General features: G+C 57.3%; 11 protein-coding genes. 7 read left to right on the top strand and 4 right to left on the bottom strand.

Features of this window, described 5'->3' with window-relative positions:
• The first annotated feature begins 24 nt into the window (after nt 1-24).
• Complete coding sequence (locus BM035_RS18600; protein ID WP_008169693.1) at nt 25-684, top strand: alpha/beta hydrolase; 660 nt, start codon at nt 25-27, stop codon at nt 682-684.
• Nucleotides 685-703: 19 nt separating this feature from the next.
• Here BM035_RS18600 and glgP (BM035_RS18595) read toward each other — a convergent pair whose 3' ends face one another.
• Genes glgP (BM035_RS18595) through glgB form a run of 3 tightly spaced genes read right to left on the bottom strand, consistent with a single transcriptional unit; the run spans nt 704 to nt 6,635 of the window.
• A complete protein-coding gene (glgP, locus tag BM035_RS18595; protein WP_175497421.1) occupies nt 704-3,256 on the bottom strand; it encodes an alpha-glucan family phosphorylase in 2,553 nt (850 codons plus the stop codon).
• Between the two features lie 32 nt (nt 3,257-3,288).
• Nucleotides 3,289-4,752, bottom strand: coding sequence for a glycogen synthase GlgA (gene glgA / locus BM035_RS18590; RefSeq protein WP_092033663.1), 1,464 nt, complete (start codon nt 4,750-4,752; stop codon nt 3,289-3,291).
• Complete coding sequence (gene glgB / locus BM035_RS18585) at nt 4,749-6,635, bottom strand: 1,4-alpha-glucan branching protein GlgB (protein ID WP_092033661.1); 1,887 nt, start codon at nt 6,633-6,635, stop codon at nt 4,749-4,751. Before glgB ends, glgA begins: the two co-directional genes overlap by 4 nt.
• A 203-nt stretch (nt 6,636-6,838) precedes the next feature.
• Here glgB and glgC point away from each other — a divergent pair, with 203 nt between their 5' ends.
• The 6 genes from glgC to glgP (BM035_RS18555) all read left to right on the top strand — a co-directional run bounded on the left by glgC (nt 6,839) and on the right by glgP (BM035_RS18555) (nt 13,691).
• Nucleotides 6,839-8,104, top strand: a complete 1,266-nt coding sequence (gene glgC / locus BM035_RS18580; protein ID WP_092033658.1) for a glucose-1-phosphate adenylyltransferase — start codon at nt 6,839-6,841, stop codon at nt 8,102-8,104.
• Nucleotides 8,094-9,821, top strand: a complete 1,728-nt coding sequence (locus BM035_RS18575) for a glycoside hydrolase family 57 protein (protein ID WP_092033657.1) — start codon at nt 8,094-8,096, stop codon at nt 9,819-9,821. Before glgC ends, BM035_RS18575 begins: the two co-directional genes overlap by 11 nt.
• On the top strand, nt 9,818-11,311 hold the full coding sequence (malQ, locus tag BM035_RS18570) for a 4-alpha-glucanotransferase (protein WP_092033654.1): 1,494 nt from the start codon (nt 9,818-9,820) through the stop codon (nt 11,309-11,311). The genes BM035_RS18575 and malQ overlap by 4 nt, the downstream gene beginning before the upstream one ends.
• 100 nt (nt 11,312-11,411) lie before the next feature.
• A complete protein-coding gene (locus BM035_RS18565; RefSeq protein ID WP_049784470.1) occupies nt 11,412-11,771 on the top strand; it encodes a PilZ domain-containing protein in 360 nt (119 codons plus the stop codon).
• Between the two features lie 27 nt (nt 11,772-11,798).
• Nucleotides 11,799-12,569, top strand: a complete 771-nt coding sequence (locus BM035_RS18560; RefSeq protein WP_053115312.1) for an SDR family NAD(P)-dependent oxidoreductase — start codon at nt 11,799-11,801, stop codon at nt 12,567-12,569.
• 30 nt (nt 12,570-12,599) lie between these two features.
• On the top strand, nt 12,600-13,691 hold the full coding sequence (gene glgP / locus BM035_RS18555) for an alpha-glucan family phosphorylase (RefSeq protein WP_254775535.1): 1,092 nt from the start codon (nt 12,600-12,602) through the stop codon (nt 13,689-13,691).
• 112 nt (nt 13,692-13,803) lie between these two features.
• Here the strand turns inward: glgP (BM035_RS18555) and BM035_RS18550 are convergent.
• Nucleotides 13,804-13,978: transposase (locus BM035_RS18550; RefSeq protein ID WP_175497420.1), on the bottom strand; the 175-nt coding region annotated here is incomplete at its 5' end.

Raw genomic sequence — 13,978 nt, 5'->3', positions numbered from 1 at the left:
TAATTTTCAGACATGAGGTAAACCGTGCAGGATCTTCAGTACATTGAGATTGAAACCGGGGAAAACCCGACCGCAGCCGTCATCTGGCTTCATGGCCTTGGTGCGAGCGGCCACGATTTCGAGCCCGTAGTGCCGGAACTGGGCCTGCCGGAAGATACAGCGGTACGCTTCATCTTTCCCCATGCGCCCAATCTGCCTGTCACCATCAACGGTGGCATGTCCATGCCTGCCTGGTATGACATCAAGGCCATGGATATCGACCGTGTGGTGGATACGGAACAGTTGCGGGCGTCTGCCGATGCGGTCGCCAAACTGGTCGAGCAGCAAAAACACAAAGGCATCCCGCCGGAGCGTATTATCATCGCCGGATTCTCCCAGGGAGGCGCCGTTGCCTATGAACTGGGGCTCAGCTACCCGGAACGTTTTGGCGGTGTTCTGGCGCTTTCAACTTACTTCGCCACCGCGGACACGGTTGAGCGCTCTGAGGCCAATGCTGATGTGCCGATCAGCGTGTATCACGGAACCTTCGATCCGATGGTACCGGAATCACTGGGTGTGCGCAGTGTCGAAACCCTGAAGGAGATGGGCTACGACCCTTCGTATCAGACATTCCCCATGGAACACAGTGTGTGCCTTGAAGAAATACAGGACATCGGCCGATTCATTCGCCGGCACCTGCTTTGAGGCACCGCCATGCCCTGGGTCAGACCCAGAGCATGGCGCCCATCTCCAACGGATGCGTCAGTGATTCGTGATAGGGGTACATCCTGAGCCTGAGAGTCTGCAAGCCGGGATAGGGGGGGTGCACGCGTGTAGAGAACACGGTTCGCCCCTCCGCTTCGCTTTCCTTATCCAGCAAGAAACTGTCGGGCCCCGGGCTGTTATGGGTGCCGGTGCATTCTGGGCTGACCAGGCACTCCACCCGCACATCCTCCGCTGACAGGCCATTGAGCCTTGCCTCGACTCTGAGTTCTACGCCGCCATCATGGGGGCAGGCAGCTTCGACGCAGCCAACCACGTTTAATTCCACTCCCGGCCAGGCATGCCTGACCCTTGCCTTCCAGTCTGCCAGTTCTTTGGCAACCTCGCCGTTGTCGGCCATCAGCAAAGCACCCTGGGTTGACGCCGGCTGGTAATAGTTATAGACGTAATCCATCACCATACGCCGGGCGTTAAACCTTGGTGTGATCGACTTCATCGAAGCCTTGGATCGCTGGACCCAGCCTTTCGAAAAGCCCTGGGAGGCGCGCTCGTAGTAGAGGGGAACCACTTCGAATTCGAGCAGATCGATCAGGTCCCGGGCCTCTTCCTCATTCCGGAATTCAGGGTCCAGTTCGGTATCCCTGGGAGGGATGCCCCAGCCATTTTTGCCGTCATAGCCTTCGCCCCACCAGCCGTCGAGCACGCTGAGATTAAGAGCGCCATTGAGGGCTGCTTTCTCTCCGGAGGTGCCACTGGCCTCTTTCGGGTATTCCGGTGTGTTCAGCCACACATCGACGCCACTGAGCAGCCTGCGGGCCATGGCCTGGTCATAGTCCTCCAGGAGAATCAGGTGCCCCATCAACGAAGGGTGCATGGAAAGGTCGTGGATTACCTTGATCAGTTGCTGACCGGGTTTGTCCTTGGGATGGGCCTTGCCGGCAAATACCAGCACCACCGGGCGGTCCGGATCGGTCAGGATGCTTTCGAGGCGTTCCAGGTCCGAGAAGATCAGCGTCGCGCGTTTGTAGGTGGCGAACCGCCTTGCAAACCCGATAACCAGCGTGTCTTTTTCCGAGGAAACAAGCTGCCGGGTCATCCTGTCAGTGACGGAATGGCCGGTGCCGTTGCGTTTATGCTGGCGCTTGAGCCGCTGGACAATGTATTCGCCCATTTGCTGTTTCAGGGCCTTGTGAACGCTCCAGTAGTGATAGTCCGGGATCTGGTCGATGAACTTCCAGAAATCCGGGTTCCGGAGTTCACTTTTCCACGTGGGAGCCTGTATATCGAACAGGCTGGACCATTCCGGCGCCAGAAACGTCGGTACGTGCACACCGTTGGTAATGTACCCGATAGGGTTTTCTGCAGGCGGCACCTGGGGCCAGATATCGCCCTCCATCAACGAGGCGACACCACCGTGAATCCGGCTCACCCCGTTGTGGAAACGAGAGCCGCGCAGGCCCAGACTGGTCATGTTGAAACTGTCCCCACCGTCCTTCGAGCCGAGGGCAAACACCTGATCAAAATCCAGGGCAGATTCCTCGATATATCGCCCCAGGGCATGATGAACGAGGGAGCGGGGGAAGATGTCGTGGCCGGCCGGTACCGGTGTATGCGTTGTGAACAGCGTTGCACCGGCAACGGCTTCAAGCGCGGCCTCGAAACTCAACCCGGAGACCATGGTGTGCCTGCAGCGTTCCAGAATCTGGAATGCGGCATGGCCCTCGTTGATATGCCAGACCGTCGGCTTGAGGTTCAGCGACTCCACAACCCGGGTTCCACCAATGCCAAGCAGCATTTCCTGGCTGATCCGCGTGGACTCGTCGCCACCGTAAAGCTGGAGCGTCAGATCCCGGTCTTCCGGGCCGTTTTCTTCGGTATTGCTGTCCAGCAGGTATAAGCGGATATGGCCTACGCGGGCTTCCCACACACGCGCCACAACATCACGCCCGGGGAAGGGGACGGAGACCTTGAGCCACTTGCCGTCTATCTCCACCGGTGAAATAGGCAATTCATCGCTGGAATGGGACTGGTAGCGCGCAATCTGCTGACCGTGGGCGTCGATACTCTGGATAAAGTAACCCTGCCGATACAACAGACCCACAGCGACAAAGGGCAGGGCCAGGTCACTGGCGGCCTTGCAATGGTCGCCGGCAAGGATGCCCAGGCCACCGGAATAGATCGGAAAACTTTCGTGGAAGCCGAATTCGGCACAGAAGTAAGCCACCAGTGCCTGTTCCGGATCGAGCTTCTCCGTCACTTCCGGGCCGGGGCCAGCCTCGAGATAGGCATCGTAGCTGCTCAGGACCCGACGATACTCGGCCAGAAACGCCCGGTCTTCAGAGGCTTCATCGAGTCGATCCTGGGCAACCCGCCGCAGGAAAAGCTTCGGGTTGTGCTCGACTTTCTGCCATAGCGGTAGGTCAATACGGACAAAAAGGCTTCGAACGCCGTGGTCCCAGCTGTAGAACAGGTCATTGGCAAGCTCTTCCAGTCGTTCCAGGGGTTCGGGAAGCAGGGGATGAGCTTCAAGTCGGAATTCCGTTGCTTTATGCATGTTGGTTGCCTCCAGGCGGGCAAGCGCTCGCACTAATCCAGCTGTTGTTGGTCACGTTCTTTGAGAATACGTTGATACAGATCGCCATAGGTGCGAGCCCGCTGCTTCCAGGAATAGTCGATCGCCATGCCATTGTCCTGCAATCGCCGCCATTGCTTACGTTTTTCAAAAAACTGTAGCGCGCGGTTTACGGCAGCCAGTAACGAATCGGCATTGGCGCCGGTAAAAACGAATCCGGTGGCCTTGTCGATGCCAACTTCCTGAGGGTCCTGGACGGTATCTGCCAGTCCGCCAACACCGTGCACCACCGGAATCGTGCCGTACCTGAGGCTGTACATCTGGTTGAGCCCACAGGGCTCGAATCTCGATGGCATCAGGAACAGGTCACATCCGGCCGTGATGCGATGGGAAAGCCCCTCGTTGTAGCCCAACGTGAGAGACATTTGCCCCGGCCATTGCCGGGCAAGGCGTTTCAGGGGCTCCTCGTAACTGGCTTCACCGGAGCCAAGAACGACAAACTGGCAACCCTGTTCCAGCAAGTGCGGCATCACCGAAACCAGCCAGTCCACGCCTTTCTGTTCAACCAGTCGCCCGATGAAGCCCAGTAGTGGACCGCCGTTTACCTCCAGCCCGAGCTCTTGCTGCAGGCCGGCCTGGCACTGTGTCTTGTTCTTCAAGTGATCCCGGCCATAGTGAAAGGACAGTTCAGGGTCCTCCTCGGGATTCCAGACCCGGTTATCGATGCCGTTGAGAATGCCGGTGAGCGCGTCCTGGCGGTGTCGAAGCAAACCATCAAGTCCATTACCGAATTCCGGGGTCTGGATCTCGAGCGCATAGGTCGGGCTGACGGTGGTGATTCGGTCACTGAAAACGAGGCCGCCCTTGATGAACGAAAGCTGCCCGTAGAATTCAAGCTGCTCGAGGTTCCAGAGCGAATCAGGCAGACCCAGGGCACGGAAAGTCTCGTGGGAGAAGAGTCCCTGGTAGGCGAGGTTATGGATGGTAAACACAGTGCCGGGCCTGTCGTGGTAGGCCTCGAGAAATACCGGTATCAGCCCGGTTTGCCAGTCGTTGCAGTGCACCAGATCCGGTCTCCAGGACAGGCCAGCCTCTCCCATGGCGATCATGGCGCCAACCTTTCCGAACAGCTCAAAGCGATGGGCATTGTCCCACCAGTCTTTGCCTTCCTCGTTCTTGTAGGGGTTGCCGGGGCGATCAAACAATGGCGGACAGTCCACCAGCCATAGCGTGACAGCGGTGCCGGGCAGTCGGGTCTGCCAGAGGCTCACATTGTATTGCCCCAGCTGAAACCGCGCCTTCCTTCGGGAGCCTGCTTTTCTTGCCGCTTTCAAAGCATCGGGATAGCCCGGTAAAAGTATCTGTACGTCGTATTCCAGGCGGCAGAGCGCTTCCGGCAAACTTGCTGAAACGTCGGCAAGACCGCCGGTTTTCATCAAGGGATAAACCTCACTGGTTGAAAACAGCACCCGGATCATAAAGCCGGCCTCAGAATGATCGCGCCCAGTGGTGGCAGGGTTAGTTCCACGGACCACTCACGGTTCATCCAGGGCTGGGCATCCGCAGGCATGGGGTAGGGATTTCCCAGATTACTGCCACCGTAATACTCTGAATCGGAATTAAAAATTTCCCGCCAATTGCCACCTTCAGGCAGGCCGATCCGATAGTGGTGTCTGGGCATGGGTGTGAAATTAACGACAATCACCGAGGTTTCGCCCTTGGCGGTGCGCAGGAAACTGATCACTGACTGGGGGGAATCATGGCAGTCGATCCACTCGAAACCATCCGGCTTGAAGCAGGCGCCATGTAACGACACCTCCCGCCGGTAGATACCGTTCAGGTCCTGAACCAGCTTTTTAATTCCCTGATGCTCCGGGTAGGCCAGTAGAGACCAGTCCAGTTCCCGGGATTCACTCCATTCGCGTCGCTGCCCGAATTCACCGCCCATGAAAAGAAGTTTGGCGCCCGGGTAACTGAACATGTAGGTAAAAAGCACCCTCAAGGTAGCCCTCTGTTGCCATTCGTCGCCCGTCATTTTGTTGATCAGGCTACCTTTGCCATGAACCACTTCGTCGTGGGAAAGCGGCAGCAGGAAATTCTCCGAGAAGGCATAGAGCAGCCCAAAGGTCAGCTTGTCGTGATGATACTGACGATACACCGGGTCCTGCGCCAGATAGTCCAGGGTGTCGTGCATCCAGCCCATGTTCCATTTCAGGTTGAACCCGAGTCCGCCAATTTCCGGTGGCCGGGTTACACGCGGCCAGGAGGTCGATTCTTCCGCACAGACCAGCGTTCCGGGGAAGCGGCTCTGGCAGACCTGGTTCAATTCCCGCAGGAACTCAATGGCTTCGAGGTTTTCATGGCCTCCATGCACGTTGGGCTCCCATTCGCCTTCCTTGCGGGAGTAGTTGAGGTACAGCATGGAAGCCACCGCATCCACCCTGAGCCCGTCGATATGAAAGGCGTCCAGCCAGAACAAGGCACTGCCGATCAGGAAGTTCCGCACCTCATGCCGGCCATAGTTGTAGATGAGTGTGCCCCAGTCCTGATGGCGCCCTTTGCGCGGATCTTCATGTTCGTAAAGCGCGCTGCCATCAAAGCGGGCAAGGGCGTGTTCATCGGTCGGGAAATGTCCCGGTACCCAGTCCAGAATCACGCCGATGTTGTGCCGGTGGCATTGGTCCACCAGATAACGAAGATCGTCCGGCGTGCCGAACCGACTGGTGGGCGCGTAGTAGCCGGTGGTCTGGTATCCCCAGGATTCATCCAGGGGGTGTTCGGTGACCGGCAACAGTTCAATGTGGGTGAAGCCCAGTTCGAGCACATAGGGAATGAGTTGGTCGGCCAGTTCCCGATAGGTCAGCCATCGACCCGAACCGTGGTGGCGCCAGGAGGCGGCATGAACCTCGTAGATGGAGATGGGCGAATCCTGCCAGCTCCAGCGACCCCGCCGGGCCAGCCAGTCGCCATCGCCCCAGCCAAAGTGGCCGCGCTCGGTGACTACAGCAGCGGTGGAGGGCCTGAGCTCGAAAGCCTGTCCGTAGGGATCGGTTTTCAGGATCTGCCGGCCTTTGTCCGTCGTGATGGCGAATTTATAGAGAGCGCCGTTACCGATGCCCGGGATAAAGCAGGACCAAACCCCCGTGCCTTCATGCAACGACATGGGATGGATGCCCGCGTTCCATTCGTTAAAGTCACCGGCAACACTGACGGCGCTGGCGTGGGGCGCCCAGACTGCAAACCGGACACCTTCCACACCTCGGTTCCTGCAGACATGGGCACCGAGCACGTTGTAAATGTGCCAGTGGCGACCCTCGGCAAAAAGGTGGAGGTCGAATTCGCTGAGCGTTGGACTGTCCATAGACCGTGCTGTTCCTGACCAGATGAGGCGCTTTGAGCGTCCCTTCATTGGACGCGAAAGGGCCTGTTTAAAAAATGACCCAAAACAAGTTTACGTCATAATTCCGTGCTAGTGTTCTACTATAGTTTAGGGCGTCAAAAACGTGGCAAACCCTTGCGGTTAAACGACCGGTTACAGGGAAGGTTTTCTTCAGGGAAGCAGCTATGCAAACGGCCAAGCGTTTCGTCAGTCGTCTCACTCGTCAGACTCTTGCTCTGGTACTTGCCGGAGGGCGGGGATCCCGCCTCCACGATCTCACCAAATGGCGGGCCAAACCGGCGGTGCCCTTTGGAGGCAAGTTCCGGATTATCGATTTTCCACTCTCGAACTGCATCAACTCCGGCATCGGGCAGGTTGGTGTGATCACCCAGTACAAATCCCATTCCCTGATCCGCCATATCCAGCGGGGTTGGGGGTTTCTCCGGGGAGAACTGGATGAGTTCGTAGAGCTTTTACCTGCACAACAGCGGATCGAGACCTCCTGGTATGAGGGAACGGCAGACGCTGTGCTTCAGAACCTCGACATCATTCGCAGCCACCAGCCAGAGTATGTGCTGATTCTTGCGGGTGATCACGTGTACAAGATGGACTACGGTACCATGCTGGCCCATCACGTGGAGAATGATGCCGATATTACCGTGGGCTGTATCGAAGTACCTCTCGATGAAGCCTCGGCATTCGGGGTGATGTCGGTAGATGACGAGTTGAGGGTCACCGAGTTCGTCGAGAAGCCCGAACAGCCCAAGCCAATGCCGGGCCAGCCCGGAAAGGCGCTGGCATCCATGGGCATCTATGTGTTCAGTACCCAGGTGCTCTTCGACGAACTCATGCGCGACCAGCAAATGGATGGCGAATCATCCCACGATTTCGGCAAGGACATTATTCCCTCCGTCATCAAGCGTCTGCGGGTGGTCGCCTTCCCGTTTCGTAATCCGGTTGAGAACAAGCCGGCCTATTGGCGCGATGTGGGCACCGTTGACGCACTCTGGCAGGCAAACCTGGAGCTGATCGGAATCAGCCCGGAGCTCAATCTCTATGATTCCCACTGGCCGATATGGACCTATCAGGAACAGCTGCCACCGGCAAAGTTTGTTTTTGATGATGACAATCGACGGGGCATGGCTGTGGACTCCATGGTGGCCGGCGGCTGTATTGTCTCTGGCGCTCTGGTGAGGCATTCCTTGTTGTTTTCGCAAGTTAAGATTCATTCTTATAGTGAAATCTCGGATTCGGTCATCTACCCGGATGTCGAGATTGGCCGTCACTGCCACATCCGCAATGCCTTGATTGATCGTGGCTGCCGCATCCCCGAAGGGACGAGGATAGGTTTCGACGAGGCCGATGACCGGAAGCGGTTTCATGTATCGCCCAAAGGTATTGTGCTGATCACGCCCGAGATGCTCGGGCAGGATTATCCCCATGGTCTCTGACACCAAAACACCGGTTGTACTCTGCTGGCACATGCACCAGCCGTCTTATCAGGATATGCGCACTGATCAGTTCCTGTTTCCCTGGGTGTACCTTCATACCATCAAGGATTACAGCGACATGGCGGCGCATCTGGAAGCGAATCCGGACGCCAGGGCGGTAGTCAATTTTGCCCCGGTTCTGCTTGAGCAGATCGAGACCTACCTTATCCAGATTGAAAAATGGCGCCATGGCGCTGGCGAGATCGGCGATCCTTTGCTCGCAGCTCTGGTTGCGGAACAGTTGCCGGAAACCGGAACGCCTGCGTTTCTGGGATTGATCGAAAAGTCTCTGCGGGCCAACCGGGAACGGATCATCAATCGGTATCCGGCCTACGCGCAGTTGGCGGAGCTTGCAGAGGTTTACCGCAAAAAGCCCGAGCTGCAGAGATACATTTCAAGTCGGTTTCTTTCCGACTTGCTGGTTTGGTACCACCTTGGCTGGATGGGAGAAACCATCCGCAGAAGCAGCCATTGCATCCAGAGCCTTCAGGAGAAGGGCCACAATTTTTCGATGGATGACCGGAAGGCTCTTCTCGACGTGATTTTTGATGTGTTATCCGGCATCGGCCCAAGGTACCGGCATCTTGCGCAAAAAGGGCAGGTGGAGCTGTCTGTCAGCCCCTACACCCATGCAATGCTCCCTCTGTTGATCGACCTGGGTGCTGCCCGCGAGGCCATGCCGGATATCGCTTTGCCAGCACACAGCCATTATCCGGAGGGTGAAGCGCGCGCCGTATGGCAGCTCCAACAGGCAAGGACCGTTTTTCAGCGTTTCTTCGGTGTTGATCCCTCCGGCTGCTGGGCTTCCGAGGGTGGCCTTAGCCAGGCCACACTGGGCCTGCTGGATCAACATCAATTCCGATGGACTGCCAGCGGAGATTCTGTGGCGCACAACAGCCTCAATCTGGCCCGGCAGGACAACCCGGATTTGCCCGATGCCGGGATTCACCAGCCGTATACGTTCGGCGAATCGGATACCGCCGTCTTCTTCCGTGACGACGGACTGTCGGATCTGATCGGTTTTACTTACGCAGACTGGCATGCCAGGGATGCCGTTGGCGACCTGGTGCATCACATGGAAAACATTGCGGGGCAGGCCAAGGGCAAGACGAAGCCGGTGATTTCCGTGATCATGGATGGCGAAAATGCCTGGGAGTATTACCCCGAGAACGGTTTTCACTTCCTCGACGAACTTTATCGGGTACTGGCAAACCACCCCCGGCTCAGATTGACCACTTATGCCGATCTGGTGGCGAACCCGGTAGCCGCACCGGTTCATTTGCCACATCTTGTAGCCGGCAGCTGGATTTACGGTACGTTCTCCACCTGGATCGGTGACCCGGACAAGAACCGGGCCTGGGATCTGCTCTGTGAAGCCAAAACCCATTTCGACCGGGTGATGGACAATGGCAGCCTCAATTCGGAGCAGAAAGCAGCCGCCATGCAGCAACTGGCTATCTGCGAAGGGTCCGACTGGTTCTGGTGGTTTGGTGACTATAACCCAGCCCAGATCGTCAGCGACTTTGAGCATCTGTATCGCCGCCACCTAGTCAATCTCTATGAAATGATCGGCTACCCGGCGCCGCCATCCGTGTTCCAGAAGCTCAGCCAGGGCAGTGGAGAACCGGCTCGCGGCGGTACCATGCGGCCGGGTCATGAGGCGGATCATCCTGCATGACTTCAGCGAACGACAAGGATCTGTTCAGTGCTCGACGGGCCGGTGTACTGCTTCACCCGACCTGTCTGCCCGGAAGTCTGGGTGTTCTGGGCGCCGGCGCCCGCCGGTTCGTCGAATTTCTGGCCGACAGTGGAATCACCATCTGGCAGACACTGCCTATTGGACCGACACACCAGGATCTTTCACCGTACCAATCCCTGAGTGCCCACGCGGGCAACCAGGATTTTATTGACCTCGCTGAACTGCTGCAGACCGGACTGCTGGCCGACGCTGAACTGGCCCAGCCTATCGCCGAATCCCGCCAGCAGCTGCTGGCCATCGCCGCCCAACGGTTTTACGAGGGCCATGCCACAGGCCGGAAGGGCCTTGATCTGGCCGGATTTGAAGCTTTCCGGGCAAGAAATGATTACTGGCTGGATGATTTCTGTCTGTTCTGCGCAATCCGGGAGGTTCAGGAGTCGCCAGGCTGGCTCCAGTGGCCAGAGCACTTGAGGGATCGGGAGCCGGCTGCCTTGCAGGCCTTTGTCGACCAAAACCAGGCCAGACTGGCTCGCATCAGGTTTGAGCAGTTCCTGTTCCACCACCAGTGGCAGGCACTCAGGGACTATGCACGAAGCCGCAATGTTTTGCTGTTTGGTGATATCCCCATTTTTGTCGCTCAAGACAGCGCCGATGTCTGGGCCAACCGACAGTTCTTCAAACTGGACGCCCGGGGCGAACCCACTGTGGTTGCCGGTGTGCCGCCGGACTATTTTTCCGAGGAAGGTCAGCACTGGGGTAATCCACTCTACAACTGGCAGATCATGGCGGAAGATGGCTACCAGTGGTGGCTTCAACGGCTCGAAAGCCAGCGCCATCTGTTCGATCTGATCCGGATAGACCATTTTCGGGGGCTTCAGGCCTATTGGGAGATCCCGGCTGAGGCCCCTCAACCACGAAACGGCTATTGGGTTCCCGGCCCCTCTGACCATTTTCTACAGGCCTGCTTCGACCGCTTCCCGGATTTACCCCTGGTGGCCGAAAATCTCGGCATCATCAGCGACGATGTGGAAGAACTTCGTCATCGCTTCCGACTGCCAGGGATGACGGTGATGCAATTTGGCTTCGACGGCAGCCCAAACAATCCGCATCTGCTTCACAACCACCAGCCCCGGGATCTTGTCTACACCGGCACCCACGATAACGATACAACACTGGGGTGGTACCGCAGCCTGGATGACCGTACCCGGCACTATGTGAACGATTATCTGGCCACCAGTGGTGATGGGATGCCATGGCCGGTAATTGAAGCGGCGTTCCGTTCGGTCTGCTCAGTGGCCGTGGTGCCTATGCAGGATTTCCTCGGTCTTGGAACCGAGGCAAGGTTCAATACGCCGGGCACCATTACAAATAACTGGACATGGCAACTGGACTGGAATTTTCCCGAGAAAGACTTGTCGAAAATAATCGCTGAATCGGTAAAACGACATGGGCGCCTCCCTCCGGTCTGAGCATTTTTTGATCAGTATCAAAGAGGCGGGCCCCAACCTTCGATATAACACACAAGCAGTATCAACAATTGGCGTTCAAGATGAGTCACGAGGGGGGAACATGGAACACAGACTCAGTAAACGCGTACAGGGAAAGCTTGGGCTGTTGGTATACAAGCGCGGGATGCCGGTTGCGACCGGTCAGATTCGCGACGCCTCCAAACGTGGTCTGTTCATTGCCACGGACTACACTGACGTTCAGTTAAACCAGACTGTGGAACTGGAGTTCCGTTTTCCGGATACCCAGGAAAAGCGGTTCCGTCGGCTGAAGGCCCATGTTGTGCGGAAGTCAGACCGCGGCCTTGGTGTCGATTTTGAAGGCGTCGAGAACGACAGTTTTACAATTTCTTCACTGATCAACTGGCTTAAAAACCACCACATGCCAGTCAATTATTTTCCTGCCCGCAGGAAACAAGCCTGAAGAACACCCAAGGGAGAGGATCTGTTCATGGAACGACTTAAAGGTAAAGTGGCCGTGATCACCGGTGGCTCCGTTGGCATCGGAGCCGCAACAGCGCTCCGAATGGCAGAGGAGGGCGCTGCTGTCGCCATTCTCGACTGCCAGGATTCCGAGGGAGAGGCCCTGGCTAAACAACTTGAAGGCCGCGGTCTGAAGGCGGGTTACTGGCACTGTGACGTAAGCAAGGAACAAGAGGTCAAACAGGTTCTGGACGCCGTTGCCAATACCTTCGGTAGTCCGACTGTACTGGTGAACAACGCCGGCATTGCCGGGGCGAACAAGCCGACCCATGAACTCACGGAAGAAGAGTGGGACCATGTTCAGGATGTGAACGTCAAGGGCGTGTTTTTCTGCACCAAGCACGCCATTCCCCATATGAAAAAAGCGGGCGTTGGCAGCATTATCAACCTGTCATCCATTTATGGGCTGGTGAGTGCGCCGGATATTCCGCCTTATCATGCCTCCAAGGGCGCCGTGCGTTTGATGTCCAAAACCGACGCCCTGTTGTATGCCACTGAAAACATTCGCTGCAATTCCATTCACCCCGGGTTTATCTGGACTCCGCTGGTTGAGGCCCACCTCAAAACGACTGGGCAGGACCCGGAGGAAGCTAAAAAGGCCACAGCGGCAATGCATCCTGTCGGTCACATGGGCGAGCCGGATGATATTGCCTGGGGCGCTGTCTATCTCGCCTCCGACGAATCCAAGTTTGTGACCGGGAGTGAACTGGTGATTGATGGCGGTTATACCGCTCGATGATGTCCCGACCAACCTGAGCGGAGTTCAAATTTGACCCTGGCAGCCTATACCCCGCGGTCCTTGCCGGAATCCCTGAACGGATTGTTCCAGTTGGCGCTGGACCTTCGGTGGACCTGGCATCACGGTACCGATGAGCTCTGGCGCGCTCTTGATTCGGACATCTGGGACACCACCCGGAACGCGTGGCTGGTGTTGAACAGCGTGTCCGGGGAGCGGCTGGAAGAGCTGGCCGCAGACCCCGACTTTCAGCAACACTACCGTGAGCAGATACATGCTCACCATGCTTTTACAGAGGCTGACACCTGGTATTCGACCGATTGTCCTGGCGATCTGGGCGAGGGCGTTGCCTATTTCTGCATGGAATATGGTCTGAGCGAATCGCTGCCGCTGTACAGCGGTGGTCTGGGCGTACTGGCCGGCGATTTTCTGAAGGCGTCCAGCGATCTGGGTGCACCAGTCATGGCGGTGGGTCTGCTGTACCAGCAGGGCTACTTTCGCCAGGCCATCAGCACCGATGGCGAACAGCTGGAGTTCTATCCTTACAACGACCCCACCATGCTGCCCGTCTCGCCCCTGCGGGACGCTGACGACCAGTGGGTGAGGGTGATTGTGCCTTTTCCGGGACGACACGTGCGCCTTCGGGCCTGGAAGGCCCAGGTGGGCCGCTGCGAGCTGTTGCTGCTCGATAGCAACGACCCCCGAAACGAACCGGGCGACCGGGGTATCACCAGCGAACTCTATACCGGTGACCCGGAAAAGCGCCTGCAACAGGAAATGGTATTGGGCATCGGTGGCTGGCGTCTGCTGGAACAACTGGGGAGATCGCCGTCACTCTGCCATCTGAATGAGGGCCACTGCGCCCTGGCGCTGATAGAGAGGGCTTTCAGCTGGCAGGATTGCCATGAAAGTGATTTCCAGACGGCTCGAACCGCAACCAGGGCGACCAATCTGTTTACCACGCACACCTCGGTGGCGTCCGGCTTTGATCATTTCTCCCGATCGCTATTGCGACTGTATCTGACACCCTGGCTCGAAGGCCGCGACCTGAATGTCGATCAATTGCTGGCATTAGCCCGGATTTCTCATAGTGCTCCAACAACCTTCGCAGACCAAGCCTGGTAGTGCCAGATCCGAGTGGTCATGGTCGAAGTTGGCGATTATTTAGCCAGTTTCCGGCATTCAGGCACAACTCCCCCTTTCCCCCATTGGTATCGGGCCGGGGGAGCCCGATTATCTACTGGGGCACCAAGCGCTGAACCAGTGCTGAGAGATCGTTCTTGTGTGGATAGCTATCACTCATCAACACCCGTATTCGGCGGGTGTTGCGGATGATGACTGCGCCAACCTTGATCAGCTTCAAGCGCAAGGTGCCGGCACTCATACGTTCGAAGGGCGTGTTTTTCAGATGC

The sequence above is a fragment of the Marinobacter sp. DSM 26671 genome (assembly GCF_900112835.1).
In the GTDB taxonomy this organism is placed as follows: Bacteria; Pseudomonadota; Gammaproteobacteria; order Pseudomonadales; family Oleiphilaceae; genus Marinobacter; species Marinobacter flavimaris.
Note: the sequence above shows the minus strand (reverse complement) of the source record. Positions and strands in the feature narration are given on the sequence as shown.